Origin of the sequence: Methylophilus methylotrophus DSM 46235 = ATCC 53528, from assembly GCF_000378225.1 — a bacterium.
GTDB classification, from domain to species: domain Bacteria; phylum Pseudomonadota; class Gammaproteobacteria; order Burkholderiales; family Methylophilaceae; genus Methylophilus; species Methylophilus methylotrophus.
This window is the reverse complement of the sequence record NZ_KB905143.1, coordinates 160,724-186,254: the sequence shown is the minus strand read 5'-3', so window position 1 is coordinate 186,254 and position 25,531 is coordinate 160,724. Positions and strand designations below refer to the sequence as shown.

The window sequence follows — 25,531 nt, the reverse complement described above, 5'->3', positions numbered from 1 at the left end:
TTCCTCACTTGCGATCGAATAAACCATTAAGAAGAGGCTTGACGCTGATACCATGCACCACGATGGAGAGCGCAATGACAATAAAGGTGAGTTGAATCAGCTCTCTGGCGATGGACTCGGGTACGCCATGCTGAATGGCATACATGAGGTAGTAAATTGAGCCTATGCCACGCACGCCAAACCACGCCAGGGTTGCCTGAATGGGCCAGCGTGTTTTGGTGAGCATCAATCCGCATAACACGCTTAACGGGCGTGCTACCACAAAGACAAATAGAGCGAGGCTGATTGTGCGCCAGTTCCAGAAATCAGCCACCAGCATGCCTCCTACCAGCAATACCAGCATGAGTTCCGAGAGTCTTTCGAGATGCTCTTTGAATACCAGGGCTTCTGCACTGACAATCGAAGGCACCGCAGTGTCGGCATCTTCAACCACGGGCTCTTCGACGCCGGCGCCCAGTTGTTCGGGTTTGATCCCGGCAGCTTTTGCGAGCTTGAGCTCAGTATGTCTAAGCGCCACGGCGGCAAAGAATACCGCTAAAAATCCCCAGCCATTTAATAACAGGCTAAAGCCATACACAATGGCGATTAATCCCAAACCGACTAAATCGTCCAGCACGTCTTGCCTGGTTCGCTGGCCTCTCAGCTCCCAGACCATTTTACCGACGGCAATACCTCCGGCGATGCCGATGATAACGGCGATAGCGGTGGCCCAGATGATCTCTTTCATCAGCCATTGGCCACCGGCGGTACCCAAGTCGTGCAGGCCGAGCAAGCCGAGGCCGAGCATGATAAAGGGAAACGCAGTGCCATCATTCATCCCGGCTTCGCACGTGAGCGTGAACCTGAGTTGATCTTTGTCTCCCGGGTAGCGGGACTGAGCATCCGTCGCCAGCACAGGGTCGGTGGGTGCCAGCAAGGCTCCGAGCAGTACGCCTGCGCCTAATGGCAGCTCGAGTATAAACACAGCGAATACGGTGATCAGTGCAATGGTGAACATCATGGAGAGAGAGGCCAGCCTGAGCGGTAATTGCCACTGTGTGAGTTTAAACGGGACGGGCATTTTAACCCCGGCTGAAAACAGCGAGATGAGGACTGCGATCTCGGTCAGCTTTTCCAGGAGGGGGGCTTGCTTGATAGGGTCAAAATAAAAGAAATTGAAAAAAGATGGCCCGAGAAGAAAGCCAATGACGAGATACACAATGGCCGGGGTAAAAGGCAGCTTCTGCAAGCAGGTTTGGCTTAACCCCCTGGTTAACATTAACAGTCCTATGAGTAAAAACCACAAGGGAGAAGTCATCTAGGTTGATAGCCAGTGAATGAACGTCACTGGAATACGCGCTTGAAAAGGTTGATTGGTAGCATCATGATTTCCTTCAGACCTCCGGCACATTGAACCTAATTTCCGAAATTAATTCATCAAACAATCAACCTGTAGCGGTAGATTAATATGGCGGGCAAGTGGTGTTTATCAGGAAGACACTGAAAACCATGTCAGAATCAGCGCACCAGACAACGCTGTTTAGCTAACAGCGCATCCGTTTTTTGTCGCCGCTGCAGGTCTACTCAAGCCATACCCATCCATTGCGCGGCACCACGTGCCGAGGCTTGTACCGCTTGTTGGTAGGTGGCCGTCGCTGGCAAATGGTCAGCCAGCTGGTGGAGTGACAGATAGCCGGGGTCTAAACGGATATCTTTTTCTCGGAAAATGCTGTGCTCCAGGGCGTAGGTTTCTGCCAGTGCCCTGAGGGATTCGGCCAGAGGTTTGGCAGGATCGCTGGGTATAAAGTCGCCTAGCAGCCAGAGGTGTACATCCTCTTCTTGGCTGTAGCCAGCTTTCGGGTCCGCCAGGCTATAGGCATGATCTATCCTGGCCTGGTTTTCAACTTCTTTCGGGTCACCATAGGCGACTTCGTAATATTTCACTTTGGCGGTGAGTAGTGAGGTCGGGCCATCAATTGGTACCTGGCCGACCGCGTAATAACCGGCGATGGCGCGCAGGCTTTTTAAATGGTGCTCTTTGCCGACAAAGTGGATAGTTTCACCCCGGGCTTGCAACGCTTTGATGCCTGCTGCCATATCTTTGGTGGCCGCGTAAATGAGGGCAGCGCCATGCGCTGTCGTTTTCTGGGCAAGACTATAGTTGATCATGGCCGTGCCATTGCGATATAACTCCATCGCGCTGGCGGCCGCTGCATCAGCTTGTGCATCCAACACTACTGAAACAGCCATTTTGGTGCCGTTGTCATTGCCACTGGCCAGGGCAGCAAGCCAGTTCTTCACTTGCTCGGTGGGCCACTCAGGGTATTGCTCCTTAGCGAGTGCAAACACTTGCGGTAGCAGCCGGGTTTGTTCGGCCACGCTGAGGTCTTGCAGCCGCACTGTATTGTAGCCAGGCGGCAGGTTGAAATCGTCACTCATAAAATCTCATGCCCTGTTTACTTCTTGTGCAGCCTGGCATTCAACTGATCTATCACTTCCGCCCAGTCTGCATCTTTTAAAATCTCTTCACGCAGAAATGCGGCTTGGACGGGTGTCCAGTAGGGTGCTTCAGCGAGTGAAATATAGCCAGCCAGATGGCTATGTGTTTGTATAAATGCGTCGATCTCTGCATCGCTATTCGGCAAACCGAGTTGTGCAAACAGGTTATTGAGGGTGTGTAGTGAAGCTTCCATGATGCGGTCTCCTTGGGGATGGTCACTGTTTTGGCGTGTGGCTGCCTGGGCTAAACTGGCCAGCCAGTACCGAGTAGAGCGGGCGGCTGAAGATTCTGGAGGTGACAGTGGCAATGAGTGAAACGGCCATCAGGCTGATGACCATTTCATGGCCGTCTATCATTTCCATGACAATAATAAAGGAGGTAATGGGTGCTTGGGTGACGCCTGCCAGAAAACCCGCCATGCATAAGGCACTGAATGCAATGGCGATATCGTGGTAGTGAAAGATGGTCGACAGGTCGTAACCGATGCCTGCGCCTATCGACAATGCCGGGGCAAAGATGCCGCCCGGAATGCCACTCAAATAAGTGAAAATGGTGGAGAGGTATTTGACGATAGGGTAGTACCAGGTTTCATTGAGGGTGCCATCTAGCATGGCTTTGGTCATTGAGTAGCCCGAGCCGTTAGCGGCACCGTGGCTGACAATCCCCAGGCCTGCCACGAGTAATGCGCAAAAGCCTGTCCAGTAAAGGGGGTGGCGGGTGCGGAATGCCGTGATTCTGCCAGGCAGGTTTTCAGAGAATTCGATAAGCGTCCGGCTGAAGATGCCGCCAGACATGCCGCAAACCAGCCCGCAGATGAGCACGGGCAACAGGATCTCGGTGTGGATGGCGCCGACATTCAGGCTGCCGAAATAGGTGTAATTGCCTTGTAATGAAATGGAAACCAGGCCGGACAAGACAATGGCGGTGATCATGACGCCATTGGTTTTTTGTTCAAACTTGCGGCTCAGTTCCTCAATCGCAAACACAATCCCTGCCAGGGGGGTGTTAAATGCCGCTGAAATACCTGCTGCGCCGCCCGCCAGAATCAGGTGTCTGGGATCTACATGAAAGTGAGCCGGGAAATATCTGCGGAAACCATGCATGATGCTTGCGCCAACCTGCACCGAGGGGCCCTCCCTGCCTGCAGAGAATCCGGCGGCCAGCCCTAGTGTGACAAACAGCATTTTGGTGACGGCGATTTTAATCGACACCAAATGGCTGATGGACTGGTGTTCTTCGTATTTTAAGGCGGCAATGGTTTGCGGGATACCGCTACCGGCGGCACCGGCCAGCCAGGTGCGGGTCACCCAGACGATAAAGATGCCCACGATGGGCATGATCAGGATAGGCAGCCACCAGAACGCGGATTGCATCCCATAAAACCAGGCAATCGCCTGCTCTGTGGCACGCGCAAATAATACAATCACCAGCCCGGTAATGGCCGCTGCGGACCAGATGATAAACCTGCCCAGCCAGGCATGGAGGTCAGTCATCTTGATGGATAAGGCGATTCTCCTGAGCTTTTTCAGCATGCTTGGATTGCTTTCATTGATTCATGTTGGGTTAGCGTCAGCATCAATCCGCTAATTACTAGAGGTCCATAGTCTAACTTGAAGCATGGACCAATCCTAAATAAAGTGACCATCCCTGTTGCAGATGTTTCAATTTTTCTATCTGTTCATAGATCTCCGGTGTTGTGGAAAAGCCGTTTATAAAAATTTTCAACCTGTTTGAAAAATACATGTAAGTAATTTCTATCTCCTCAGACTAAAGGTGGCAGTCCTCATGGACTGGTTCATTTTTTTGATTTGTTACTTTTAGGAGATGTGATGAAAACGACTAACAAATTAGCTGCTGCAGCACTTTTGGGCCTGTTTACCGCCAACGTGATGACTGCCACCCCGGCATTCGCAGGCGAAGAGAGCAAGTCTGGCTGTCACGGCAAAGACGATACCAAGATGGAAAAAGCCAATTGCAAAACGGCAGATGGCAAAGAGAAGCATGCATGTAAAGGTAAAAACGCCTGCAAAGGCCAGGGTGGCGATGGCAAAAACGCGTGTAAGGGCAAGGGTTCATGCGCCACTGACGGTAGCAAGTAATTTAGAAATTATCTCAACCAGATTCAAAAAGGCAGGGTAGTCACCCTGCTTTTTTGAAAGGAATTTTTAAATGGGCTTAGATTTAGATCATTTATCTCTCGGTTTCGGACTCGGGCTCAGACCTCAGCACTACCCTTATATTTTTGAGCATCAACCCAAGGTTGACTGGTTTGAAGTGATTTCCGAAAACTTTATGGATACCGACGGCAAGCCCAAACGCAATCTGGCGCGTATCCAAGAACAGTACCCGGTCGTCATGCACGGGGTGTCCCTGTCGATAGGCAGCGTAGACCCGTTGAATTCTGACTATCTTAAAAAACTGAAAGCGCTGATGGACTGGGTGAATCCTGCATGGGTTTCCGACCACCTGTGCTGGACCGGTGTGGCGCATAAAAATACGCATGATTTGTTGCCGCTGCCTTATACCGAAGAATCGCTCAAGCATATTGTCCACCGTATCCAGCAGGTGCAGGATCGGCTGGGGTGCAGGATTGCGCTGGAAAATCCTTCGACTTATCTGGAGTTCAAGCACTCTACGATGCCGGAAGCAGAGTTTATTGCAGCCATGGCTAATGAGGCTGACTGCCATTTGCTACTGGATGTGAACAATGTGTATGTCACCTGCTTTAACCACCGGCTGGACCCGCAAAGCTACCTGGATGCCCTGCCTTTGGACCGCGTCATACAGGTACATCTTTCCGGGCATAGCCATAAAGGCAACCATATTGTGGATACTCATGATGACCATGTGATTGATGAGGTGTGGAACCTCTACAAATATGTGGTGCATAGGGCCGGGCGTGTGCCCAATACCATGATTGAATGGGATGACCGTATCCCAGAATTTCCGGTGTTATCCGCAGAGCTGGATAAGGCCAGGGAAGCCTCCAGGCATGCCACCGAATTTACCTTGCCGCAGATTGCGCATGATGAAAGCGTCGTTGCGGCTGAAGAAAGCGTGCCGCTCTTAAAGGCACAAACCCATATGCAACAGGCGGTGATGCTGGGTGACCGTTTTGATAGCGTGCCTGTGCAGTGGATACGGGCCAAAAACGCATTTGCGCCACACGAGCAGTTAGCGGTCTACGCCAACGCTTACCGCTACCGTTTGTATGATGCGGTGGCTGAAGATTATCCGGTATTGCGGCATTACCTGACCGACAAAATATTCTCGGACCTGATTTGGGCGTTTGTGGAAGAGGTGTTACCGGACCACTTTAATATTGGCCGTTTTGCACTCAAACTGCCAGCCTTTATTCAACAGACCTTGCCTGACGATGCTTTTGCGCATGCCATGTGCCAGCTGGAAACCACGGTGGCGCAAATGACAGACCCTACCGAAACCCAGCCACTGGATGAAGCAGATATCCATGGGCTGACAGCCGAGACATTGTTAGACCTGACACTGTATCCACGCCAGGCCCTGGCCTTGATGCAATTTGATCAGCAGGTGAATGCCTATTACCAGTCCGTGATGGATGACCAAACGCCTCATGAGCCACTGCATGAGGCCGTTTACCTGGCTGTCTTCAGACATGAGGATGTAGTGTGGCGCATGGAGCTGGAGGCACAGGAATTTGGCTTGCTCAGCAAACTATTTAGCGGCGCAAACATAGGCGAGACCTTGGCTGACGTTGAGGAAGACGCGAAATACAAGATCACGGAATATTTTTCAAAATGGATGCGCAACGGCTTGCTCGCATCGCATCAATACACGTAAACATACACACTGAAGGGGAAATACCAATGAACGCATTACTGAACCTGTTGATCTGTTGGCCTAAACGCATCGCCGCCCATTTTGAATGGGCTGGCCCGCTGGTCGCGCGTATCGTGGTTGGCTATACATTTATGCTGACCGGTTGGGCCAAGCTCGATAACTTACCAGCCATCATAGAAAACTTCAAAAGCTGGGGTATTCCATTCCCGGAATTGTTGACGCCTTTTGTGGCAGGCTGGGAGTTTTTGGGCGGGCTGGGCCTGATACTGGGGCTGATGACCAGAGTGCTCGGAGGCGGCCTGGCCGTGGTCATGGTGGTGGCCATTATTTCCGCCAAGCTGGCGGATATTGATTCGCTGGAAACCTTGCTGGGATTTGAAGAAGCGACCTATTTTGCCGTGTTCACCTGGCTGGCGATTTGTGGGGCAGGCAAGGTCTCGCTAGATTATTTTCTGGAGCGCAAACAGTCTGATAAATAAACCAAAACGGTGGCTCCCGCAGGAGCCACCGCTGTGCTGATGACCATTTGTGAGATTTAACCCCAGGTGGGCTTGAACTCTTGGTATCAACGATTCCAGAATACTGCCAATCTCATGCTGGATTCATCGGTCATTTTCTGGTTTGCTTGTCAGAATATCCAAGCCTAATGCGTGACGATGCCACCGCTACCATGAATATGGCCGTCACCACTGGGTGCATATAAAGTCCCATCGGGGTCTCTGGGCGCTTCTGCATACTGTTGCCGGTTAGCCTGTTTGGCCGACATTTTCTCAGCCAGTGTCGGCATCAGGTTTTGCAGGGTGGTATTGACCTTGGACATCATGCCCACCTTGATGTGATGGGTAATGCTGGTGGCGGCCTCCAGAATCGCATTGGCCACATCGGCAGGGTCAATCTGTGGCGTAGGCAGTTTGGGTTCTTTGTTCATGTAGTTTTTGGCATGCTGGGGATAAGGCGTATTGACGGCGGTTGGCTGGATCAGGGTGATGGAAATCGGTGCCTGGTCCAGTTCTTGCACTTCTACGCGCAAGGCATCGGTAAAGCCTTTCACCGCATGCTTGGTGGCAGAATACATGCCCTGTAATGGCAGTACCGCTTCAGATACTTCACTACCAAGATTAATTAACGTGCCTTCACTTTTAATCAAATGTGGCAACGCAACCAGTGAGCCATACACCACACCCCAGAAGTTGATATCGAACAGTCGGCGATGGTCTTCGTCACTGACTTCATCCAGCCGGCCATAGATAGATACGCCTGCATTATTGACCCAGGTGTCTATGCTACCAAATCGCTCAATAGCGATCTGCGCAACTCTTTCCAACTCTTCACGCTGGCTGACATCTGCCACGACATACATGGCTTCACCGCCATTCTCAACAATCAAATCGACCACATTCATTAATATGTCTTCACTACGGGCAACCAATACCAGTCTCGCACCTTGCTCTGCCGCAGCATAGGCTGTTGCCAACCCGATGCCACTGGAGGCGCCGGTGATCACCATCACTTGTTCGCTAATTGGCGTAATAAGTTTACTCATGATTTCTTCTCCTTAACTGATAACAGGAACGGTGTTGTAAACCGTTAAAGTAACGTGTAGGAAGCAAGGAAATAATCCGGCTAGGTCTGATTGAAGCGTCGGAATTTCACATGAGCGTAAATAAGAGTATTGTGACTTATAAATGCAGCTTCTTCTGCCGTTATACACAACTAACCGCTGTCAAACGAGGTCTACTAGACAGAGGGTGATTTTCAACAGTGCGTTCTGGTGCAGCTAATCAAATAAATATTGTTGCGGAGGAGATGTGATGCCAGTTGCAAAAGGAGAGGGTCTCACAGATTTTGAGTTATTTTCACGTTTCTCGCTTGATAAGGTTCAAGATTGGATTACCTGGCTAAATGCGGCGGGTGATCTCGTTTATGTCAATGAGGCGGCGTACAAGGCATTGGGCTATAGCAAAGAAGAAGTCTATGGGTTGAATATTTTTCAGATTGATGAAAGTTATTCGCCTGCATCATGGGCCGCGCATTTTGCCAGTTTAAAAACATTAGGCGCTAAAACGTTTGAAACGCAACATCGAAAAAAAGATGGCAGTGTATTGCCCGTGGAAATCAATTCAAATTATATTGAATACAACGGCCATGAATATAACTGTGCCATCGTCAGACCCATCATAGAGCGCAAGCGTGCAGAAACACGCGAGCACATCAAAAATCATGTGTTGGATCTGGTTGCCCGCAATGCACCTTTAAAAAGTATTCTCGGCTACCTTGTACAAGGGGTGGAAGAAGAAAATCCGGAGCGGTTATGCTCGATTCTGCTGCTGGATAAATCCAACCAAGTGCTTAAAAACTATGTGGCGCCCAGTTTGCCCAAGGGTTATTGCGAGGCCATAGAAAACCTGGAAGTGGGCCCCAGTGTCGGTTCATGCGGTACGGCTGCGTTTAGAGGTAAGCCAGTCATTGTGGAGAACATCCAGACAGATCCCTTGTGGAAGAGTTTCAAAGCGCTGGCTGCCCAATATGGGTTGGCGTCGTGTTGGTCCATGCCGATTATTGTCGACCATCATGAAGTGATCGGCACCTTCGGGATTTATCACAAAACACCCAAGGTGCCTACGCAAGCCGATCTTGAGCAAATGGAATATCTTTCCAACCTGGCCAGGATCGCCATTGAGCGGCATCGCGCTGCGGAAGAGCTACGGCTATCGGACTCCATTTTCAAGAACACCAGTGAAGCCATGCTAGTGTTGGATATTGATGGTTTGATCATCGCGACTAACCCGGCTTTTACCAACATCTCCGGCTACAGTGCTGAAGAGGTCATTGGGCATCACCCGATGGCGTTTGGCTCGCCCCGGCATGATCAGGATTTTTATAGCGCGATACGCAGTGATCTTGAAGAAAAAGGATCCTGGCGGGGCGAAATCTATGGTGTTAAAAAAAACGGTGAAGAATATATCAACTGGGTGACGGTCAATACCACCAATGATGAAAAAGGGCAGCCATTCAGGCGCGTGGTGTTGTTTTCTGACATTACCGAAAAGAAAAAACACGAAGAAAGTATCTGGTACGAAGCGAATTACGATGCCTTGACCCATTTGCCGAATCGCCGTTTGTTCCAGGAGCGGTTGCAACAGGAGGTGTTTCGAGCCAACCGCGTAGGCGCTAAAGTGGTCTTGTTGTATTTGGATCTGGATGGTTTCAAGGAAGTCAATGACGCCTTGGGTCATCAAGGCGGAGACCAGTTGCTCATTGAAGTGGCACGGCGGCTCACGCATGTGGTCAGGATTACCGACTGCATTTCTCGTCTGGGTGGTGATGAATTTACCGTGACCCTGGTAGATGTCCAGGACTCACAAGCCGCGACCAATGTGGCAACGTCTATCCTGGACCTATTACAAGCCCCCATCATGATTGATACGCATGCCACTTACATCTCCGCCAGTATCGGGATTACGGTGTACCCTGACGATGCTGAAGATGCATCCGCCCTGATTAAAAATGCCGACCAGGCGATGTATGAAGCCAAAAAGCGCGGTCGTAACCAGTATTCTTTTTATACCCAGGAAATGCAGTATTTGGCGCAGCGTCGCACTGAACAAAAACGGGAACTCAGGCATGCATTGGCCAATCATGAGTTTGAAATTTATTACCAGCCTGTGGTAGAGCCCAAGTCTGGGATGGTGACCAAGGCAGAGGCCTTACTGCGGTGGCGGCATGGCACCATGGGGATTGTCAGTCCGGCAGAATTCATCCCCTTGGCTGAGGATGCAGGCCTGATCCATGAAATCGGCAGCTGGGTATTTATACAATGCCTGGAACAGGCACTTCAGTGGCGTAGCCGGTTTCATCCCGACTTTCAAATCAGTGTCAATCTTTCCCCGGTCCAGTTTAAAAATACGGCTTACTTTGATCGCTGGTTTAATTTGCTTGCGTCAACGGCAGCCAGTAAACATTGCCTATGCGTCGAAATTACAGAAGGCGTGTTGTTAGATGCTTCGGACAAGACGTCAGAGCAGTTATTACGTTTCCAGGAAGCCGGGGTGGAGGTGGCCATCGATGATTTTGGCACCGGATATTCTTCACTGGCTTACATCAAGCGCATCAATGTGGACTATCTCAAAATCGATCGTACTTTTATCACACATCTCGCCAGCGAATCTGCCGATTACCCCTTGGTTGAGGCGATCATCATGATGGCCCACAAATTGGGACTCAAGGTCATTGCAGAGGGCGTGGAAACAGCCTCACAACTTGCATTATTAACCCAGATAGGTTGCGATTATATCCAGGGCTACTGGTATTCCAGACCTTTGTCAGCCGACGCATTCGAGGACTGGCTGAGTGCCAGAATGCAAAATCCGGCATGAAGATGCTTTCGCTTACCTTTATCGTGCGCGCTTCTTATGACAGCATACAGCACGCTCACACTTGCGTAGCGACTTTGAAAATAAAGAGGCTATATAGCCATATCATCAGCAATCCTTCCCAAACCGATATTTTTTTGTCTTGGGTGAGCAGGTAAAAGAGTAACCCGGCTGCCAGCATGAAAGGCAATGAAAAATAAATCAGGATTTCCGGGACAGAAATGGGACCATACAGACTGACTACAAAAGGAATCACCAGGGTATTGAAGACGCAAGAACCAAGCACGTTGCCGATCGCCATTTCTGCTTTGCCGGAAGACACTGCCGAGATATTCACTGCCAACTCCGGCAGGGTAGTGCCGATAGAAAGTACGGTTAAGGCAATGACGGACTCTGGAATAGACAAACTTTTGGCAATTGAGGCAATAGCGCTGACGGTGTAATCGGCGCCAAAATAAATACCGACGGAAGCCAGTATGAGATACAAGATTGCTTTAGTGGGGGGCGCATACACGTTGGCTTCTGCATCAGGCATCACATCTTCCAGTTGACCACCTTTCACCAAGTAAATGCTATAAATAAGAAAAATCATCATGCCAAAGATCGCTTCCGGCCATCTGATGACACCATCATATGCAATGACGGTGAAGGCAAAGAAACTCCCTACTAAGAAATGCAGGTCAATAAAGATATAGGCGCTACCAAGCTGGATGGGCTTGCGGTAAAAGACAACAGCCAATCCTGTCACTAAAAGCAAATTGGAAATGGAGGCGCCCATGATATTACCGGGGACGATGCTGGAAACTCCGGCCTTCACCGACAAAATGCCCGAGATGAGCTCGGGGAGCGAGGTGCCTATCCCCACAATAAAAATGCCTATGACAAATTCAGGCAGGCGTAAATATTTTCCGATTTCACTGGCATTTTGCGTGAATACTCTGGCTGAAAAGAGTAACAAAGACAGTGAAAGAATAAATATCAGTACATCAGTCAACATGTTCAATCCTCTGCAAATTCATTGATGCTGTGCGCAGCACTTTTCCCGCTTGAGCTAAAGCAATTCTGCGACATGTTTTTTGATATTAGCCGCCATTTTGGGTGTGGGCAAATCGTTGGTGTCAGTGCCAAACGGGTCTTCAATTTCTTCGGCAATCAACTCCAGGCTGGCTAACACATAAAAGATAAACACCACTACCGGAATCACGTAATAACCCAGGTTAAACACAAAGCCAAACGGCAGGGTCATGACATAAAAGAAGATGAATTTCTTGATAAATGCGCTGTAGGAGTACGGGATAGGCGTATTCTTGATTCGTTCGCAGACCCCGCATATATCAGTGAAGGCTTTGAGTTCTTCGTTAATGATAAAAAACTGGTCGCCAGTGATGTGACCTGCAATGTAGAGTTCATTGGCTTTCTGGAATATGCGCTGTGCGATCTGGTTGGGATGATGTTCGTGGTGGTCGATCTCCAGGTCCAAGCCATCAAACAGCATTTTACTGACGTCCTCATTCATCAGGTGTTTGGATAGCACCGCCGCATAAGTCGGGATAATTTTCCTGAAAAAGTCACGGTCAGATTCATTGGTCAGATAAGCGGACAATTTAATCGCCAGATTTCGGCTGTTATTAACCAATGCGCCCCAGGCTTTGCGGCCCTCCCACCAGCGGTCATAGGCGGTGTTGGTGCGGTAAGCCAGTAATAATGACAAGACAAAACCGACAGTGGTATGAATTAACGAGAGGTTTTTCACATGGCTACTATCGGCTAGTTTCCAGTATTCCAGCTCAAGATAGGCAATACCGCCTGCATAGCAGCCGATCAGTATCATCATAGGCATCAGTTGCCGGAAGGTATCAGACTCGTGAAAGCGGAAAATGAAGGTGAGCCAGTCTTTGGGGTTATATTGAATCATGATTGCGGAAGCCGTTGAGGGACTGGTACGAGTGTATCACGGCGGCATGATCACGGTGACTTTGCACACCCGGTCTCAAAGGATGGCTTTGTCTTTTTCCTGCTGCCAGCATAGAAAAACCGCCAACGTTACATCGTTGGCGGGGTGCAATGACTTCTTACACATGCGCATGTTGCGAGCGCATGTATCGTCAGCTAAACCAATGGCGGGTCTGTTTCGCGACCGTGGTCGCGGGGCTTGGCCAGGGTCATGAGGAACATTTCAATCTCATCAGAGAGCCTGTCTTCGGCAATGATCAACCCGGGGTCTGGGTTGCCGTCTGGCAGCATGGTCTCAATACCGGCTTTTTGCAATAAATCACTTGCACCTGTGGGGACGAGGATTGGTTTGCAATGACGGTATTGGTCACGCAGGAATTCCACAGTGCGGCCATCCAGCGCCAGATTGGCAATGGAGCGTTCGCCGTCCGCAATCACCATGGCATCAAATAATACGTTAGGCATAGTTTCCAATGTCGCTTCTGCATCTAATGTACTCCCTTGCGCTGTTTCCACCTTGCCGAGTTTGATGCTTAACAGCCGGGGGACACCGCCTTGCGACAGGATGGCGTCGTACAGGGCATTGACGCAGATTGCGTCCACTCCATTGGCAGCGAGGATGGCGACTTTCCTGGTTTTGATTGAACCATCGCCCGGGTAATGCGTTTCTGACAGGGCGGGGGAGGCTGGCAACACCGGAAAAGGCTGGTCGCTGGCTAATGGCGCGGGTGCTGGCAGCGGAATGCCCAGGCCATCCGCAACGGCTTGCGCCAGGGTGGCGTCGACGTTGACCAGGAGTGACACCATGCGTTCTCGTATGGCTGGCGTTTGCACCCGTGTGAGCTCAAACCTGTATGCGTTAATAATATGTTGCTTTTCGGCGGCTGACTGACTGTTCCAGAACAGGGTGGCCTGTGAGTAGTGATCGGCAAACTTTTCCGGTTTACCGCGTACTTTGTCTTCACTGATATGTTCGGGGAAACTGGTAAAGCCATTCATGCCCGCCTGGAATGGGCAGCCACCTCCCAGCGAATTTGGTTCGTAGGCCACGCGCCCCCGCGGGATATTTTGCCTGTGCATGCCATCACGCTGGTTGTTATGGATTTCTTTTAAAGGCGCATTAATGGGAATCTCGTGGAAGTTGGGACCGCCAAGACGGGTTAATTGTGTATCTACATAAGAGTGGATGCGGCCTTGTAGCAGGGGATCATTGCTAAAGTCTATCCCAGGGATGATATGTGCCGTACAAAAAGCCACCTGCTCGGTTTCTGCAAAAAAGTTATCCGGGTTACGGTTAAGCACCAGTTTGCCAACCGGTGTCAGCGGTACCAGTTCTTCCGGGATGATTTTGGTCGGGTCCAGCACATCAAACTCAAATGCTTCTGCCTGTTCCTCGGTGAAAATTTGCAGACCCAATTCCCATTCCGGATAGGCCCCGGCTTCAATGGCTTCCCACAAATCGCGGCGGTGGAAATCTGGGTCGGCGCCGCTGATTTTTACCGCTTCATCCCAAGCCAGTGAATGCGTGCCGGCCATGGGTGTCCAGTGGAATTTGCAGAACACTGATTCGTTTTGCGCATTCACCAGCCTAAAAGTGTGTACACCAAACCCTTGCATCATGCGGTAGCTGCGCGGGATGGCTCGATCTGACATTTGCCACATGACCATATGCGTGGATTCAGGCATTAAGGAAATAAAGTCCCAGAACGTATCATGTGCAGACGAGGCCTGCGGCATGCCATGATGTGGCTCCGGCTTGACGGCATGCACCAGGTCTGGAAACTTCATGGCATCCTGGATGAAAAACACCGGGATATTGTTGCCGACCAAGTCCCAGTTGCCTTCATCGGTATAAAACTTGACAGCAAATCCACGCACGTCGCGGGCAGTGTCGGTAGAGCCACGCTCGCCCGCTACCGTGGAAAAACGCACAAATACTGGCGTTTGTTTACCTGCTTCACTGAACGGTGTCGCTTTGGTGACTGCGGTGAGCGGTTGGTAGTTTTCAAAATAGCCATGCGCGGCAGAGCCTCGGGCATGTACCACGCGCTCGGGGATACGCTCATGGTCAAAATGGGTCAGCTTTTCACGCAGGATAAAATCTTCTAATGCCGTAGGGCCGCGCAGGCCTATTTTGAGTGAGTGCTGATTGTCGCCGACGGTCACTCCCTGGTTGGTGGTTAATGCCTGCAAATTGGAATCGGAGCGCACGCGGTCCAGGTCACCCTTGAGCATATTTTCGCCCTCGGTGGCACCTTCGCCGGTTTTTTCATTGGGATTGTCCTCGGTAATGGTGCTGGCCCTCACCACAGCGTCATCCGCTTCACGGGCTATCCCTGTCATGGGACATCTGGCCTTTTCCCCGTATTCCGCCGCCTTGGTCTCGTTGTAGGGAAACGTTTGGGACAACACATCACCACCGACCACCTTGTCAATCAAGTCTGGAGGAACGGCGCCTTCCATGGATGACATCGGTGGCTCATGGGTAGAAGGCCCGGAGACAGTCGATAAAATGGAGCCTAGCCCTACTTGAGTCTTTGCTTTTGCCATGATTGTTTTTCCCGAAAATAAAGTGCAAGAATGCACCGCAAAAATGAAGTGAAAGTACGAAACGATTATCGGGATATCACCATGGGGTGAATATAAGCGCTCTCCGATTTGATTGTAGGAGAATCATTGCTGAGTGCCTGACAGGTACACTCATCTGCAAGCGAATATTCCGCGCCCTGAACTTCTGCCCGGGCCTGTAAACAAACCGATATGGCTCATGCTCATATCCTTATTGGCATCTCTGGCTGGCGTTATGCGCCCTGGCGGAAAGTCTTTTACCCTGAAGGCTTGACGCAGAAACGCGAGCTCGCATTTGCCTCGCGCGCCTTGCCGACCATAGAACTCAATGGTTCTTTTTATGCCTTGCAGCGCCCGAGCAGCTATCAACAATGGTACGAACAGACGCCAGCGGATTTTGTATTCAGCATCAAGGCGACACGTTATATCACCCACATTTTGCGGTTGGAAAATATTGAAACCGCCATGGCAAACTTTTTTGCTTCCGGCCTGCTGGCACTTAAGGAAAAGTTAGGCCCCATTCTCTGGCAGTTTCCGCCCAGCTTTCGTTTTGATGCAGACTTGTTTGAAGGTTTTCTAAAGCAATTACCACACGATACGCAGACCGCGGCCAACCTGGCATCACACCGTGATGCCACCATGCATGGCCGCGAATTGCTCAGAACGGATAAAAAGCGACCGTTGCGCCACGCGGTTGAAATCCGCAACAAAAGCTTTGAAGACCCTGCATTTATTCAATTGCTACGAAAATATAAGGTGGCGCTGGTGATTGCGGATACGGCAGGCAAATGGCCGTATAAGGAAGATATCACCGCAGACTTTACTTACTTGCGCCTGCATGGGGATGCAGAGCTCTATAGCAGTGGCTACAGTGATCAGGCGCTGGATGGTTGGGCTGCACGCATCACGGCATGGAGCAAAGGTGGGCAACCGCAAGATCCACAGCTGATTTCGCATCAGGCGCCTGCTCTCCGTAAATCGCGCGATGTGTACTGCTATTTTGATAACGATATTAAGGTGAAAGCCCCTTTTGATGCACGCAAACTGTTAAGGCGGCTTCATCTGGAGACCGGCCTGGCGGAACTCGATTGGTCGCACGCCGATGCACCGGGTGAGATAAATCCGAGCAAGGCTAGTGGCCAGAAGAAAAAGTAGCATGTACCAACACGGTTGGAATGAAAGTGTCGTTTGGTAACTATTCAGGAAAAGCTCATGCAATAGGATTGCGGGTTATGTTCGTTTAAGAACCGCGCAAAGTCATCGACGGAGAGCGGTTTGGAGAACAGGTATCCTTGCAGCATATCGGCACCTAATTCGCGGCATAGCCTGGCTTGCTCCAGAGTTTCTATCCCCTCAACAATCACTTCCAGATCCAGGCTCTTTGCCATGGCAATCAATGCTTTCAATATGCGGCTGTCGGCTTCGCTTCCAGGCACGTTTTGGACGAAGGATCGATCCACTTTTAAAATAGAGGCGGGCAACCATTTCAGATAGGACATAGACGAGTAGCCGATGCCAAAATCATCCAGCGCAATCGTGATACCTAATGTTTTCAGTTGATTCAGCAATAGGGAGGTCTTGTCAAAATCCGATACCAGCACACTTTCAGTGACCTCTATGGTGAGGCAGGCACCAGGCAGGCCTGTGCTTTCCAGGTCGCGTTGAATGTCATGGCACATACTCTCTTGTTGTAGCAGTTGCTCACTGGCATTGACCGCCAACACAAAATGCTCGTTGATCAGATGGTCCTTGTGCCACTGGGCCACCTGCCTGCATGCCAACTCCCTGTTTTGGGTATCGATGGCAGCCATAAAGCCAAGCTCTTCCACCACCTCAATAAAAGCAATAGGCGGTAACAGACCTCTCGTCGGATGGTTCCAGCGGATGAGCATTTCTGCGCCGCATATCTCCAGGGTTTGGGCATGGATGACTGGTTGGTAATATTGCACCAGCTGGTTTTGTAAGCGTTGCGAGCGTAATTCGGCTTCCATCATGAAGCGGTGCAAAATCTGGTCTTGCAGGTCTTCGCTAAAAAAATGAAAACCATTACGTCCCTGGCGCTTGACTTGATACATGGCGAGATCGGCATGTTTTAGCATGTCTTCGGCATTGAGCGCACAACGTGGATAGGTTGAAATGCCGATACTGCAGGTAATAAAGTGCTCGTTATTGTTGAGTGTAATCGGTTCGCGCACGCTTTCGAGGACACGTTGTGCTAGTGCACCCACTGAGGTTTGGGTGTCCACGTCTTGCACGACAATGGCAAACTCATCCCCACCCAAGCGGCAGACGACATCCCCATCTCTGACCACTTGTAGCAAGCGTTGCGCGATCTGCTGCAATAATTGGTCACCTGAGTCGTGACCCAGGCTGTCATTGATCAGTTTGAAGTTATCGATATCCAGATAGATCAAGCCTAATTGAGAGTTGAGTCGCTGTGCCCGTAGAATGGCGCTTTGCAAATGCTCTTCAAAAAAATAGCGATTAGATAACCCGGTCATAGGGTCATTCTCGGCCAGGTATTTGAGACGTTTGTGTGTGTCGATCAGTTTGCTGTTGAGCGCATGGCGTGCCTGGGCGTGGAGCAGTGCTTTGGTCAAGTGGCGTTCAGAGAGTTCTTTTTTCAGTAAAAAATCCTGGGCGCCGGCAAAGATACAGTTTCGCTCAATGATTTCGTTGTCCTCCATACCGGTGAGGATAACGACCGCGGCCTGTTTCTCTGCGTGCTGGGTCAGTTGATTGAGCACATCCAGGCATTCCATATCCGGCAGGCGGTAATCCAGCAGCACAATATCAAAGGTATTCTCATCAAACAGCTTCAGCGCCTTCACTGCCGTATTGGCTTGCACGATGTCTTTGACCAGGCTTGGATTTTTCAGGACCCGGATGACGGCCATCCTGTCCAGTTCGTCATCATCAACGAGTAGCAATCGCATCTTTTACTCCTTTGTGATTGGTAGTTCTACCAGGCGCCAGTAATGCTCAATTAAACCAACCACCTCCAGAAAGTCCCTGTCCATGTGCTGTTTGAACACATAGCCCGCGACATGTTGACGGTAGGCCGCGACCAGATCCTCATCTGACTTGGAGGTCGTCAACACAAACACGACGGCATATGTCAGTAAAGGATCTGTGCGCAAACTCTCCAGAAACTCCAGGCCATTCATGCGCGGCATATTCAGGTCGAGCAGGATGATATAGGGGGAAGACACCTTGCCTGCGCGTAGCAGTTCCAATGCTTCACGCCCATCCCTGGCCCGTATCACCGTATTTAGCAGGCGTAATTTGCGCAATGCACGTTCCAGTGCAATGGCATCAATGTCATCATCATCCACAATGAATAAAGTGGTTTCCCTATAGTTTTGCTTCTGCAGGATTTGCACGGATCAGCCTTTCTTCAATATTGATTGGCCAGGTAAAACGGATGGTCGTCCCACGTATACCATCAGAAACAATGCTAGTCGTGCCGCCATAGGCTTCCACAATTTTTTTCACCAGCGCCAGCCCCATGCCACTGCCCTCAACTTCATCGCGCGGACGCAAGGTTTGGAACATCAGGTATACCCGTTCCTGGTACTCGGGTGAAATGCCAGGGCCATCGTCGGTGACACTAAACTCATGGTAAGTTTTACTGGCAGCCCGCCAATCCAAACGAATACGGCCTTGAGGACGGTCATGGTGCTTGATCGCATTAGTAAACAGGTTGCGCAGGACCTGCTCCAGCGGGGTGGCAAGCGTGGTCAGGGTGGGCAGGTCGGCGGCCACTTCAAGCGTGAAGCCTTCAGGCGGTGCTTGCATCTCGAAGATGTTCTGTGCCCATTTGCCAAGCTCTACCTGGCTCACGCTGCCTTCCAACCGTCCGGCGCGTGAATAGGCCAACAAGTCATCCAATAGACGCTCCATACGGCGCAGACGGCCCCGTAACAGGCTCATATGTTGGGGAATCGCGTCGGTTTGCCCGTTGGTCAGGTCTTCTTCTATCCAGTGTGAGATCTGGAAGATGCCGCGTAATGGCGATTTCAGGTCGCGGCCAGTTCCCATGGCGCGCGGACTGAGGTCTGAAAAAAAAGAAGCACGGTGACCGGGGTGCTGGTGGCGGAAGCGTTCTGGCAGCAAAATATCAATCAGTTGCCCTAACAGTTCGGCCCGGGAGTAGCCGAAAATCCGTTCTGCTTGGGTATTCACCATCTCGATGATCCCCTTCTTATTGACCATCACCATAGCATTCGGGGCGGCCTCTACCACTTGGCGAAAGCGCTCTTCCATGCGCTTGCGTGCGGAAATATCGGTAATCGCCGAGAGCACTTTAACGCCATCATCGGTTTCAATCGGGTTGAGGCCCACTTCCACCGGGAACTCGCTGCCATCCTTGCGGCGGCCATACAGGTCGCGGCCAGTCCCCATGGCGCGCGGACTGAGATCGGAGAAAAAAGAGGCTCGGTGATGCGGATGCTGGTGACGGAAGCGTTCAGGAAGCAGGATGTCGATCAGCTGGCCTAATAGCTCTACACGTGAGTAACCAAAAATGAGTTCGGTCTGGGTGTTCACCATTTCGATGACGCCGGCTTTATTGACCATCACCATTGCAGTGGGCGCGGCTTCTACAACCTGGCGGAAAGGCAGGTTGGCACGTTCGATATCCCCAATTTCCTCACTCATGATGACAGTCCCCTTTTGGTTCCCGCAAAAAATCTGTCTGGCGAATGCTTTGTTGCTATTTTTTTAGGCTTGGATGTGGCATGGCGTGCTGCATGTATTCCCAGCACTGGCATGGTGTTCTTTTTTGAAGGATAAGTCATCATAACAAACGGCCACTGGCTGGGCAATCTGCCATTAAATAGCCTTGTTTAATAGCAGATTTCTCTCGCTAGGGAATGCCGATGATCTTAAGGTATTCTTCAAGCGTGAGTGTCAGCGTCTGCAAGGACTCATTGACTTCATCCAGATGCTGGTTGGTATTCAAGTGCAGCTTTTCCAGCAATGCCTGGTGTTTTTCCAGTGCCTGGCGATGCGCCTGCAAGGTTGCTATTTTCAGGTCTTCGTTCATGACGACTCCTTTCTAACTTTACTGTCAATCTACCGCATAGAAGATAGTACATGTGCGTCCGTTATCAGAACCTTGAATGGTGAGATTCATGATATGCCATTAAGTTTACTCCTTGCCAGCCTTACCATGGTCTTGATCCGATGGCTGAATAAAGTGAATCTTTCCTATTGTCTGTCTTCAGCCCTTTGCCTAGGCTTGCAACAGATGATCACCACTAGTGAGAAGATGCATGAAATACGGGATGGTTGTAGCGGGACTGGTTTTGCTCATCACCTTGCAGTCCGTTGCCGGACAAGTTGTGGATGAGCGTGCGCGTGAACAGCTTTCCGCTGATCAGGTGAATACTTTGAGCTCGACAGAGCAACAGACTACTGAAGATCGGAAAGGCAGTCTGCCTGAGTCGCAGTACCAGGAACAGACCGGGCCCAATACCATGGATTTATCTTCTGATTTTTCGATGTAATGCAGTCATGATGGCATAGCCATATACAATGGCTGCATGTCAGCCATGCTCATCCAACAGTTTTTACCTCATTACCCAGCGCATTTGCGTGACCAGATCGCTTCCTTGCACGCAAAGGGGCAGCTCGGGCGCTACCTGCAACAGCGCTATCCAGAGGAACATAAGGTACAGAGCGACAAGGCATTGTATGACTTTTGCATGGAGCTCAAAAACCGCTACCTGAAAAATGCGCCCATGCTGGACAAGGTGTATTTTGATAACCGGCTGACCATAGAAAAACAGACGCTAGGCTTGAATACAGCCATCTCGCGTGTACAGGGTGGCAAACTCAAGGCCAAGAAAGAAATCCGTATTTCTGCATTTTTCAAGACAGCCCCGCTGGCATTTTTGCAGATGATTGTGGTGCATGAGCTGGCACATCTCAAGGAGCGCGATCACGACAAGGCGTTTTACCAATTGTGTTTGCATATGGAGCCCAACTATATGCAATATGAATTTGATTGCCGGGTCTATCTGCTATGGCTGGCCACAGGTAAGCTCAATGCTGAAAGTGTGCGCTAACTCTTTAGTTCTTTTTACGGTTTTTGTACTTGCAGCCAGACAGCAGCGATTCTCTCGGCTTCATAATAGGCTTCGTTCATCAGTTCTTCACTAAAAATATCGGGATCAATTTCGATATAGCTGTAAGTGGCGCTCGCGCTTTTAATTTTGGGGCTAATGGCATTGATAAACGGGTCCTTCCCAGCTAGCATGGCGACGCCCGTATACAGCATTAACGTCCCACCGGGGGCCAGTCGGGTCAGTGCGGTATCCACAATATCGAGCGAAAGTTGTGCCCCTAACGCTCCGTTGCCATGTCGATAAGCGCGTTCCAGCGGGTCAACCAGGTAAGGCGGATTGGCAACGATGAGGTCAAAATGGCCGTCGATATCATTGAGCAGGTTACTGTACTGGAAGCGGACATTGCTGACCCCGTTGGCCTCGGCGTTGCTGGCTGCGATTGTCAGCGCGTTTTCGTTGATATCCACGCCCCACACTTCCGTTTCAGGCAGCATGCTGGCCAGTAGAATGGCAGCTGTTCCAGGCCCGGTGCCGATATCGACACAGCGCTTAATCGGCTTGTGCAGATCTGGCAATGCCTGATCTATCGCGCGTATAAACCGGTAAGTGTCCGGTCCCAGAAAAACAGCATCACTGGCGTCAGTAGGAAACGGCGAGTGTGCAAACAGGGTATTGTTGAGGCTGGACACGCGTATGAGTGATTGCCAGCCCTGGGCAAGTGGCCGCACGATGCCAGCCGCCTGCATCAGCTCAAATAATTCTGCATCAGGTGTGCTGGCTGCAAATGGGCGATTCCAGCCAAAAATATCCTGCAAGGAACGTGCCCAGCGATTCTCTGGCCGCTGATTAACCAGCCGATGCGTGGTCGGTGTGACGGTCACAAAATGATAATCGCGGGCCTGTAATGCATGCAGCACTTTCACCAGGGGTGCATTTATTTGTGGCTGGATCGGTGTCTTTACAGAGTTTTTCATGGAAATAACCTCTTGAAGAAAGGCGGCTTTTAGCTTAGCAGAACCTTGGTTTTTCTCTTATAAGCGTATTCCTACAATGCGCTCATGGATTGTCTGATAGGGATTTTGATCACATCTGCGTAACGTATCTGCTTTCTACTTGCAATTACACCTGCAGGCTAATCTTTGGAGGCAGAAGAAATGTCGGTCATCAGCAATGAAGTCGGAAAACGGGAAAGAACGGTCAATGACTGGTCGGCAAGGGATATGTATTTTTCACTGCTTTCGCCCTCCGGCTTCAGCAAGGGCAGGGCAGATAGTGCTGGTTTCCTCACAGCGCATCTCAAGGAAACCAGCCAGCACCTTAACAATATGCCAGCACATCCGGAACAGCTTGAAGCCTGGCTGGATGAGCACACTCAAGTGGTTGGCCGACAGTTCCAGGACTACCTGGCGGTTCGTCAAGAAGGTGGGCGGCGTTGGTACTTCAGTAGCAAGGCACATGCTTTATATTTTTTGAGAGCGGTCGCCCCGACAAAAATGGTAGATGGTGCCTGGCTTTATGGCATTACCCGGCACTGGCATGATGCGCGATTTGCCTCCTTGCTTAAAATTTATCTCGAAGAGTTAGGGAATGGCATGGAGGCGATGAACCATGTCGTCCTCTACCGCAAACTGCTTAAAGTCAATGAATGTGAAGACTCGAAAAACCTGGACGACAAGTTTTTCACGCAAGGTGCGCTACAACTGGCCTTGGCCGCCAATACTGAAACGCATGTGCCTGAAGTTATCGGTTTCAATCTTGGTTACGAGCAATTGCCCCTGCATTTGCTGATCACGGCTTATGAGCTCAAAGAGCTGAATATTGACCCTTATTACTTTACCTTGCACACCACCATTGATAATGCTCATAGCGGGCATGCACGTGCAGCAATCGAAGCGGTGTCTGAGGCCATGCCCACCTTCGGTTCTGCCCGCCGCTATATGGAACGCATCATGGCTGGCGTGAAATTGAATGACGCCGGGCTGGGCACGCTGGATATCATTAATCATTTTGACTTGCACGGTGAAGTGATACGTGTGCTACAAAACAAGGCGGATATCGGCCGATACATGCATTCCAACCGCTGTGTGATTGAGGGCAAAACCATGAACGAGTGGTTGGCAGACCCGGATCAGGTGGCCAAATTGCTGTATATCATGCAGAAAACAGGTTGGATCAAACGACACCAGGATCCGGAACAAAGCCGTTTCTGGCAAGTGATTGCTGCCGAAAAAGCGCCGATGTTCGGCGTGTTTACGGCTTATGAACGGCAGGTGATTTATGACTGGATCGCTGGCGATGTGTTGGAGATTCTGCCCAGAGTGGCCCGGTTAGGCCCTCCATGGCGGATGGCTGAACATCCCATGGCACAGCGGGAGAAACAATGCGGAAACGTCTATGATTTGCGTTCCGGGCTGCGCCTGGCGGAGCTTGATCTCCCGGATGACGATATTAACCAAGAGCAATTATCGCTGGAGCGTTACCTGCACGGGTTAGGCCCAAAACGGATGGAGTTCCTGATTGACTGGTTATCACCTGCCAAGCACCATACCGCTCTCGGCCTATGTGCAACCCGTTACTTCAAAGCCTATATGGATGCGCCCTATTCGCAATACAGTCGAACATAAGTTGGCGATAAACTGCAGTTAATCTTTACGTTGGACCAAACAAATCATCCAGCGGGTTTTTGCCGGAGGGTGCCTTGTTTGAGACACGGTTCACAGTGAATTCGTCTTCAATATTGTCACGGTAATAACTCCACTGTGCACTGGCATTCTTTAAGCTGCGCCATAGGCTTTCGCCCACGTTAAGGTGCTCCAGTGTACGGCCATCTTCAAGCTCCACTCTCAGTATGCGTTTGCTCGCATCATAGCCTATCGCACGTAATTTGCCGGAATGGATGCGGATCATGTCCATCACAGACGCCTAACCACAGCAACCTGTTTTTGTCTTGCAACCACACGATTTTCCGCCGCTCGTGAGGCCTTGTTTCTGCCAGGCTTGCAAAAATGCTTCTTTGGACATAGGTTGAATGTTGAGCGATTGCTGTAATTCGCTATTCACCACTTCTGTCTGATAATGCTCAAAGTGCGCCAGGTACTTTGCATAGGCGCGATCTGCACCACGCAGTTTCTGCCATTGTGACCATAACCATTTCTTGAGTAAAAACACGGCAATTGCCTCCGCCAAAAACAGTAGGACCATCGTTTGCACTATTGTATCCTGAAGTGTTGGTGAAATGATTGATCACTGCATGCTTCGAGAGAAGGCATCTGAGAAATGCACCATGCTGATCGATTATCTGATCTATACATTCTGTCTTTTGTTGATCCATAGAATGGGCACTGCCGTGAGGGTCTTGCTGTCCACATTTTTTGTGGATAACTTTTGGATTGTGTTGTGGGTGAGTGCTGTAAGTATATGATTCAATGCTGTAAATGGCGGTTGATTAAAATCTGTACGCTCAAATTATTTGCTGAAAATGCTTGCTGACAGCTGTTTTTTGTGTATTGCCAGCTGCCAAGAGCCGGCGTAGCATTAAGCGCATCAGTGTCGCCAATATGGGGAGCGTATGATGAAAAGACTGTTTTATATCGATTATCCGCAAGAGCATTTTGAGGGCCAGGCACACCGTTACCGTTGTGCTTTTTGCAAACAGGAAACGACCAAAATCAATGGCCGTCTGGAAGGGCACCTGCCGACGTGTGATTATCGGGTAGCGCTGGAAAAGGCTGGTTTTGAATGTAACCGTAATTCATCTGTTCCACATGAAGACAGGGCAGATGAAGTGGATTAACTTTCCACCTCCTTCAGCTGCCGAACAAACATAAAAAGATAGAAAACGTATGGTCCACTTTACGCCTTTAGAGTCGCTAGTCGGCGGTTTGCTGATCGGCTTTTCAACCTTATTGATGATACGCTGGCTGGGCAAGATTTCTGGCATCAGCGGCATTGTCGGCCAGCTTTGGTCGGCGCCTGCGAATGACCGTGCATGGCGGTTCGCTTTTGTGGTCGGCTTACTGGTCTCCCCATTGGTATATGCACTGTTTGCGCCATTGCCTGCGGTGCAGATTGTGGCCAGCACCCCCTGGTTAGTGCTGGCTGGTGTGCTGGTGGGCTTTGGTAGCCGCCTGGGCAGTGGTTGTACCAGCGGGCATGGGGTATGTGGACTGTCGCGTTTATCATTACGTTCGCTGGTGGCAACCCTGACCTTTATGGCGACAGCGATGCTCGTAGTGTGGCTGGTTCGACATGTATTTTTGATAGGGTAG

The 25,531-nt window shown here is 50.5% G+C and carries 25 protein-coding genes; 10 read left to right on the top strand and 15 right to left on the bottom strand.

What is annotated here, in order from left to right:
• Positions 1-4: 4 nt before the first annotated feature.
• The 4 genes from F463_RS0109430 to F463_RS0109415 all read right to left on the bottom strand — a co-directional run bounded on the left by F463_RS0109430 (position 5) and on the right by F463_RS0109415 (position 4,011).
• A complete protein-coding gene (locus F463_RS0109430) occupies positions 5-1,258 on the bottom strand; it encodes a cation:proton antiporter (RefSeq protein ID WP_018986835.1) in 1,254 nt (417 codons plus the stop codon).
• A 305-nt stretch (positions 1,259-1,563) separates the two neighbouring features.
• Positions 1,564-2,418, bottom strand: a complete 855-nt coding sequence (locus F463_RS0109425; RefSeq protein ID WP_018986834.1) for a hypothetical protein — start codon at positions 2,416-2,418, stop codon at positions 1,564-1,566.
• Positions 2,419-2,435: 17 nt separating this feature from the next.
• Positions 2,436-2,672, bottom strand: a complete 237-nt coding sequence (locus F463_RS0109420; protein ID WP_018986833.1) for a DUF2789 domain-containing protein — start codon at positions 2,670-2,672, stop codon at positions 2,436-2,438.
• A 22-nt stretch (positions 2,673-2,694) separates the two neighbouring features.
• On the bottom strand, positions 2,695-4,011 hold the full coding sequence (locus tag F463_RS0109415) for a chloride channel protein (RefSeq protein ID WP_018986832.1): 1,317 nt from the start codon (positions 4,009-4,011) through the stop codon (positions 2,695-2,697).
• Between the two features lie 297 nt (positions 4,012-4,308).
• On the opposite strand from F463_RS0109415, the gene F463_RS0109410 reads away from it, so the two are divergent.
• The 3 genes from F463_RS0109410 (at position 4,309) to F463_RS0109400 (ending at position 6,777) form a co-directional block, all read left to right on the top strand.
• Entirely contained in the window at positions 4,309-4,578 is a 270-nt protein-coding gene (locus F463_RS0109410; RefSeq protein ID WP_018986831.1) for a hypothetical protein, read from the top strand.
• 70 nt (positions 4,579-4,648) lie between these two features.
• Positions 4,649-6,298: an MNIO family bufferin maturase gene (gene bufB, locus F463_RS0109405; protein WP_018986830.1), complete on the top strand. Its 1,650-nt coding sequence runs from the start codon at positions 4,649-4,651 to the stop codon at positions 6,296-6,298.
• Between the two features lie 26 nt (positions 6,299-6,324).
• The gene (locus tag F463_RS0109400) at positions 6,325-6,777 is read left to right on the top strand and encodes a DoxX family protein (RefSeq protein ID WP_018986829.1); all 453 of its coding nucleotides are present in this window, start codon (positions 6,325-6,327) and stop codon (positions 6,775-6,777) included.
• A gap of 164 nt (positions 6,778-6,941) precedes the next feature.
• Here F463_RS0109400 and F463_RS0109395 read toward each other — a convergent pair whose 3' ends face one another.
• Positions 6,942-7,841, bottom strand: coding sequence for an SDR family oxidoreductase (locus F463_RS0109395; protein ID WP_018986828.1), 900 nt, complete (start codon positions 7,839-7,841; stop codon positions 6,942-6,944).
• Between the two features lie 268 nt (positions 7,842-8,109).
• Between F463_RS0109395 and F463_RS14250 the strand changes: the two genes are divergently transcribed.
• Positions 8,110-10,674, top strand: coding sequence for a bifunctional diguanylate cyclase/phosphodiesterase (locus tag F463_RS14250; protein WP_018986827.1), 2,565 nt, complete (start codon positions 8,110-8,112; stop codon positions 10,672-10,674).
• A 55-nt stretch (positions 10,675-10,729) separates the two neighbouring features.
• Here F463_RS14250 and F463_RS0109385 read toward each other — a convergent pair whose 3' ends face one another.
• From F463_RS0109385 to F463_RS0109375, 3 genes are all read right to left on the bottom strand, one after another.
• Positions 10,730-11,668: a sodium:calcium antiporter gene (locus F463_RS0109385; protein WP_018986826.1), complete on the bottom strand. Its 939-nt coding sequence runs from the start codon at positions 11,666-11,668 to the stop codon at positions 10,730-10,732.
• Positions 11,669-11,722: 54 nt separating this feature from the next.
• Positions 11,723-12,586 carry a bestrophin family protein gene (locus F463_RS0109380; RefSeq protein ID WP_018986825.1) on the bottom strand — a complete coding sequence of 288 codons (864 nt, stop codon included), beginning with the start codon at positions 12,584-12,586 and terminating at the stop codon, positions 11,723-11,725.
• Positions 12,587-12,780: 194 nt separating this feature from the next.
• Complete coding sequence (locus F463_RS0109375; protein WP_033413306.1) at positions 12,781-15,174, bottom strand: catalase; 2,394 nt, start codon at positions 15,172-15,174, stop codon at positions 12,781-12,783.
• A 210-nt stretch (positions 15,175-15,384) separates the two neighbouring features.
• Between F463_RS0109375 and F463_RS0109370 the strand changes: the two genes are divergently transcribed.
• Positions 15,385-16,347 carry a DUF72 domain-containing protein gene (locus F463_RS0109370; protein WP_018986823.1) on the top strand — a complete coding sequence of 321 codons (963 nt, stop codon included), beginning with the start codon at positions 15,385-15,387 and terminating at the stop codon, positions 16,345-16,347.
• Between the two features lie 44 nt (positions 16,348-16,391).
• Here F463_RS0109370 and F463_RS0109365 read toward each other — a convergent pair whose 3' ends face one another.
• The 4 genes from F463_RS0109365 to F463_RS0109350 form a co-directional block, all read right to left on the bottom strand.
• Positions 16,392-18,128, bottom strand: coding sequence for a putative bifunctional diguanylate cyclase/phosphodiesterase (locus F463_RS0109365; RefSeq protein ID WP_018986822.1), 1,737 nt, complete (start codon positions 18,126-18,128; stop codon positions 16,392-16,394).
• Positions 18,129-18,131: 3 nt separating this feature from the next.
• Positions 18,132-18,575 carry a response regulator gene (locus F463_RS0109360; RefSeq protein WP_018986821.1) on the bottom strand — a complete coding sequence of 148 codons (444 nt, stop codon included), beginning with the start codon at positions 18,573-18,575 and terminating at the stop codon, positions 18,132-18,134.
• Positions 18,547-19,851, bottom strand: coding sequence for a PAS domain-containing sensor histidine kinase (locus tag F463_RS0109355; protein ID WP_018986820.1), 1,305 nt, complete (start codon positions 19,849-19,851; stop codon positions 18,547-18,549). Before F463_RS0109355 ends, F463_RS0109360 begins: the two co-directional genes overlap by 29 nt.
• Before the next feature lie 208 nt (positions 19,852-20,059).
• Entirely contained in the window at positions 20,060-20,239 is a 180-nt protein-coding gene (locus F463_RS0109350; protein ID WP_018986819.1) for a hypothetical protein, read from the bottom strand.
• Positions 20,240-20,468: 229 nt separating this feature from the next.
• Between F463_RS0109350 and F463_RS0109345 the strand changes: the two genes are divergently transcribed.
• Both F463_RS0109345 and F463_RS0109340 read left to right on the top strand, forming a co-directional pair.
• Positions 20,469-20,702: a hypothetical protein gene (locus F463_RS0109345; protein ID WP_154650040.1), complete on the top strand. Its 234-nt coding sequence runs from the start codon at positions 20,469-20,471 to the stop codon at positions 20,700-20,702.
• A gap of 36 nt (positions 20,703-20,738) precedes the next feature.
• Entirely contained in the window at positions 20,739-21,263 is a 525-nt protein-coding gene (locus F463_RS0109340; protein WP_018986817.1) for a YgjP-like metallopeptidase domain-containing protein, read from the top strand.
• A 14-nt stretch (positions 21,264-21,277) separates the two neighbouring features.
• Here F463_RS0109340 and F463_RS0109335 read toward each other — a convergent pair whose 3' ends face one another.
• Complete coding sequence (locus F463_RS0109335; protein ID WP_018986816.1) at positions 21,278-22,237, bottom strand: methyltransferase; 960 nt, start codon at positions 22,235-22,237, stop codon at positions 21,278-21,280.
• Positions 22,238-22,417: 180 nt separating this feature from the next.
• On the opposite strand from F463_RS0109335, the gene F463_RS0109330 reads away from it, so the two are divergent.
• Positions 22,418-23,887, top strand: a complete 1,470-nt coding sequence (locus F463_RS0109330) for an iron-containing redox enzyme family protein (protein ID WP_051082067.1) — start codon at positions 22,418-22,420, stop codon at positions 23,885-23,887.
• A gap of 25 nt (positions 23,888-23,912) precedes the next feature.
• Here the strand turns inward: F463_RS0109330 and F463_RS0109325 are convergent, their stop codons facing one another.
• Together F463_RS0109325 and F463_RS0109320 are read right to left on the bottom strand one after the other, a co-directional pair.
• Positions 23,913-24,176, bottom strand: a complete 264-nt coding sequence (locus tag F463_RS0109325) for a KTSC domain-containing protein (protein WP_018986814.1) — start codon at positions 24,174-24,176, stop codon at positions 23,913-23,915.
• Positions 24,177-24,185: 9 nt separating this feature from the next.
• Entirely contained in the window at positions 24,186-24,464 is a 279-nt protein-coding gene (locus tag F463_RS0109320; protein WP_245545209.1) for a hypothetical protein, read from the bottom strand.
• A gap of 367 nt (positions 24,465-24,831) precedes the next feature.
• Here F463_RS0109320 and F463_RS0109315 point away from each other — a divergent pair, with 367 nt between their 5' ends.
• Both F463_RS0109315 and F463_RS0109310 read left to right on the top strand, forming a co-directional pair.
• Positions 24,832-25,056 carry a hypothetical protein gene (locus tag F463_RS0109315; protein ID WP_018986812.1) on the top strand — a complete coding sequence of 75 codons (225 nt, stop codon included), beginning with the start codon at positions 24,832-24,834 and terminating at the stop codon, positions 25,054-25,056.
• A gap of 49 nt (positions 25,057-25,105) precedes the next feature.
• Complete coding sequence (locus tag F463_RS0109310; protein WP_018986811.1) at positions 25,106-25,531, top strand: YeeE/YedE family protein; 426 nt, start codon at positions 25,106-25,108, stop codon at positions 25,529-25,531.

Bases quoted from the DNA above. Each gene is read 5' to 3' on its own strand.
- F463_RS0109415 (WP_018986832.1), bottom strand. From the start codon at position 4,011: ATGCTGAAAAAGCTCAGGAGAATCGCCTTATCCATCAAGATGACTGAC.
- F463_RS0109370 (WP_018986823.1), top strand. From the start codon at position 15,385: ATGGCTCATGCTCATATCCTTATTGGCATCTCTGGCTGGCGTTATGCG.
- F463_RS0109345 (WP_154650040.1), top strand. From the start codon at position 20,469: ATGAAATACGGGATGGTTGTAGCGGGACTGGTTTTGCTCATCACCTTG.
- F463_RS0109430 (WP_018986835.1), bottom strand. From the start codon at position 1,258: ATGTTAACCAGGGGGTTAAGCCAAACCTGCTTGCAGAAGCTGCCTTTT.
- F463_RS0109315 (WP_018986812.1), top strand. From the start codon at position 24,832: ATGATGAAAAGACTGTTTTATATCGATTATCCGCAAGAGCATTTTGAG.
- F463_RS0109365 (WP_018986822.1), bottom strand. From the start codon at position 18,128: ATGCGATTGCTACTCGTTGATGATGACGAACTGGACAGGATGGCCGTC.
- F463_RS14250 (WP_018986827.1), top strand. From the start codon at position 8,110: ATGCCAGTTGCAAAAGGAGAGGGTCTCACAGATTTTGAGTTATTTTCA.
- F463_RS0109425 (WP_018986834.1), bottom strand. From the start codon at position 2,418: ATGAGTGACGATTTCAACCTGCCGCCTGGCTACAATACAGTGCGGCTG.
- F463_RS0109310 (WP_018986811.1), top strand. From the start codon at position 25,106: ATGGTCCACTTTACGCCTTTAGAGTCGCTAGTCGGCGGTTTGCTGATC.
- F463_RS0109400 (WP_018986829.1), top strand. From the start codon at position 6,325: ATGAACGCATTACTGAACCTGTTGATCTGTTGGCCTAAACGCATCGCC.
- F463_RS0109380 (WP_018986825.1), bottom strand. From the start codon at position 12,586: ATGATTCAATATAACCCCAAAGACTGGCTCACCTTCATTTTCCGCTTT.
- F463_RS0109330 (WP_051082067.1), top strand. From the start codon at position 22,418: ATGTCGGTCATCAGCAATGAAGTCGGAAAACGGGAAAGAACGGTCAAT.
- bufB (WP_018986830.1), top strand. From the start codon at position 4,649: ATGGGCTTAGATTTAGATCATTTATCTCTCGGTTTCGGACTCGGGCTC.
- F463_RS0109350 (WP_018986819.1), bottom strand. From the start codon at position 20,239: ATGAACGAAGACCTGAAAATAGCAACCTTGCAGGCGCATCGCCAGGCA.
- F463_RS0109340 (WP_018986817.1), top strand. From the start codon at position 20,739: ATGTCAGCCATGCTCATCCAACAGTTTTTACCTCATTACCCAGCGCAT.
- F463_RS0109395 (WP_018986828.1), bottom strand. From the start codon at position 7,841: ATGAGTAAACTTATTACGCCAATTAGCGAACAAGTGATGGTGATCACC.
- F463_RS0109355 (WP_018986820.1), bottom strand. From the start codon at position 19,851: ATGAGTGAGGAAATTGGGGATATCGAACGTGCCAACCTGCCTTTCCGC.
- F463_RS0109410 (WP_018986831.1), top strand. From the start codon at position 4,309: ATGAAAACGACTAACAAATTAGCTGCTGCAGCACTTTTGGGCCTGTTT.
- F463_RS0109320 (WP_245545209.1), bottom strand. From the start codon at position 24,464: ATGGTCCTACTGTTTTTGGCGGAGGCAATTGCCGTGTTTTTACTCAAG.
- F463_RS0109335 (WP_018986816.1), bottom strand. From the start codon at position 22,237: ATGAAAAACTCTGTAAAGACACCGATCCAGCCACAAATAAATGCACCC.
- F463_RS0109325 (WP_018986814.1), bottom strand. From the start codon at position 24,176: ATGGACATGATCCGCATCCATTCCGGCAAATTACGTGCGATAGGCTAT.
- F463_RS0109420 (WP_018986833.1), bottom strand. From the start codon at position 2,672: ATGGAAGCTTCACTACACACCCTCAATAACCTGTTTGCACAACTCGGT.
- F463_RS0109385 (WP_018986826.1), bottom strand. From the start codon at position 11,668: ATGTTGACTGATGTACTGATATTTATTCTTTCACTGTCTTTGTTACTC.
- F463_RS0109375 (WP_033413306.1), bottom strand. From the start codon at position 15,174: ATGGCAAAAGCAAAGACTCAAGTAGGGCTAGGCTCCATTTTATCGACT.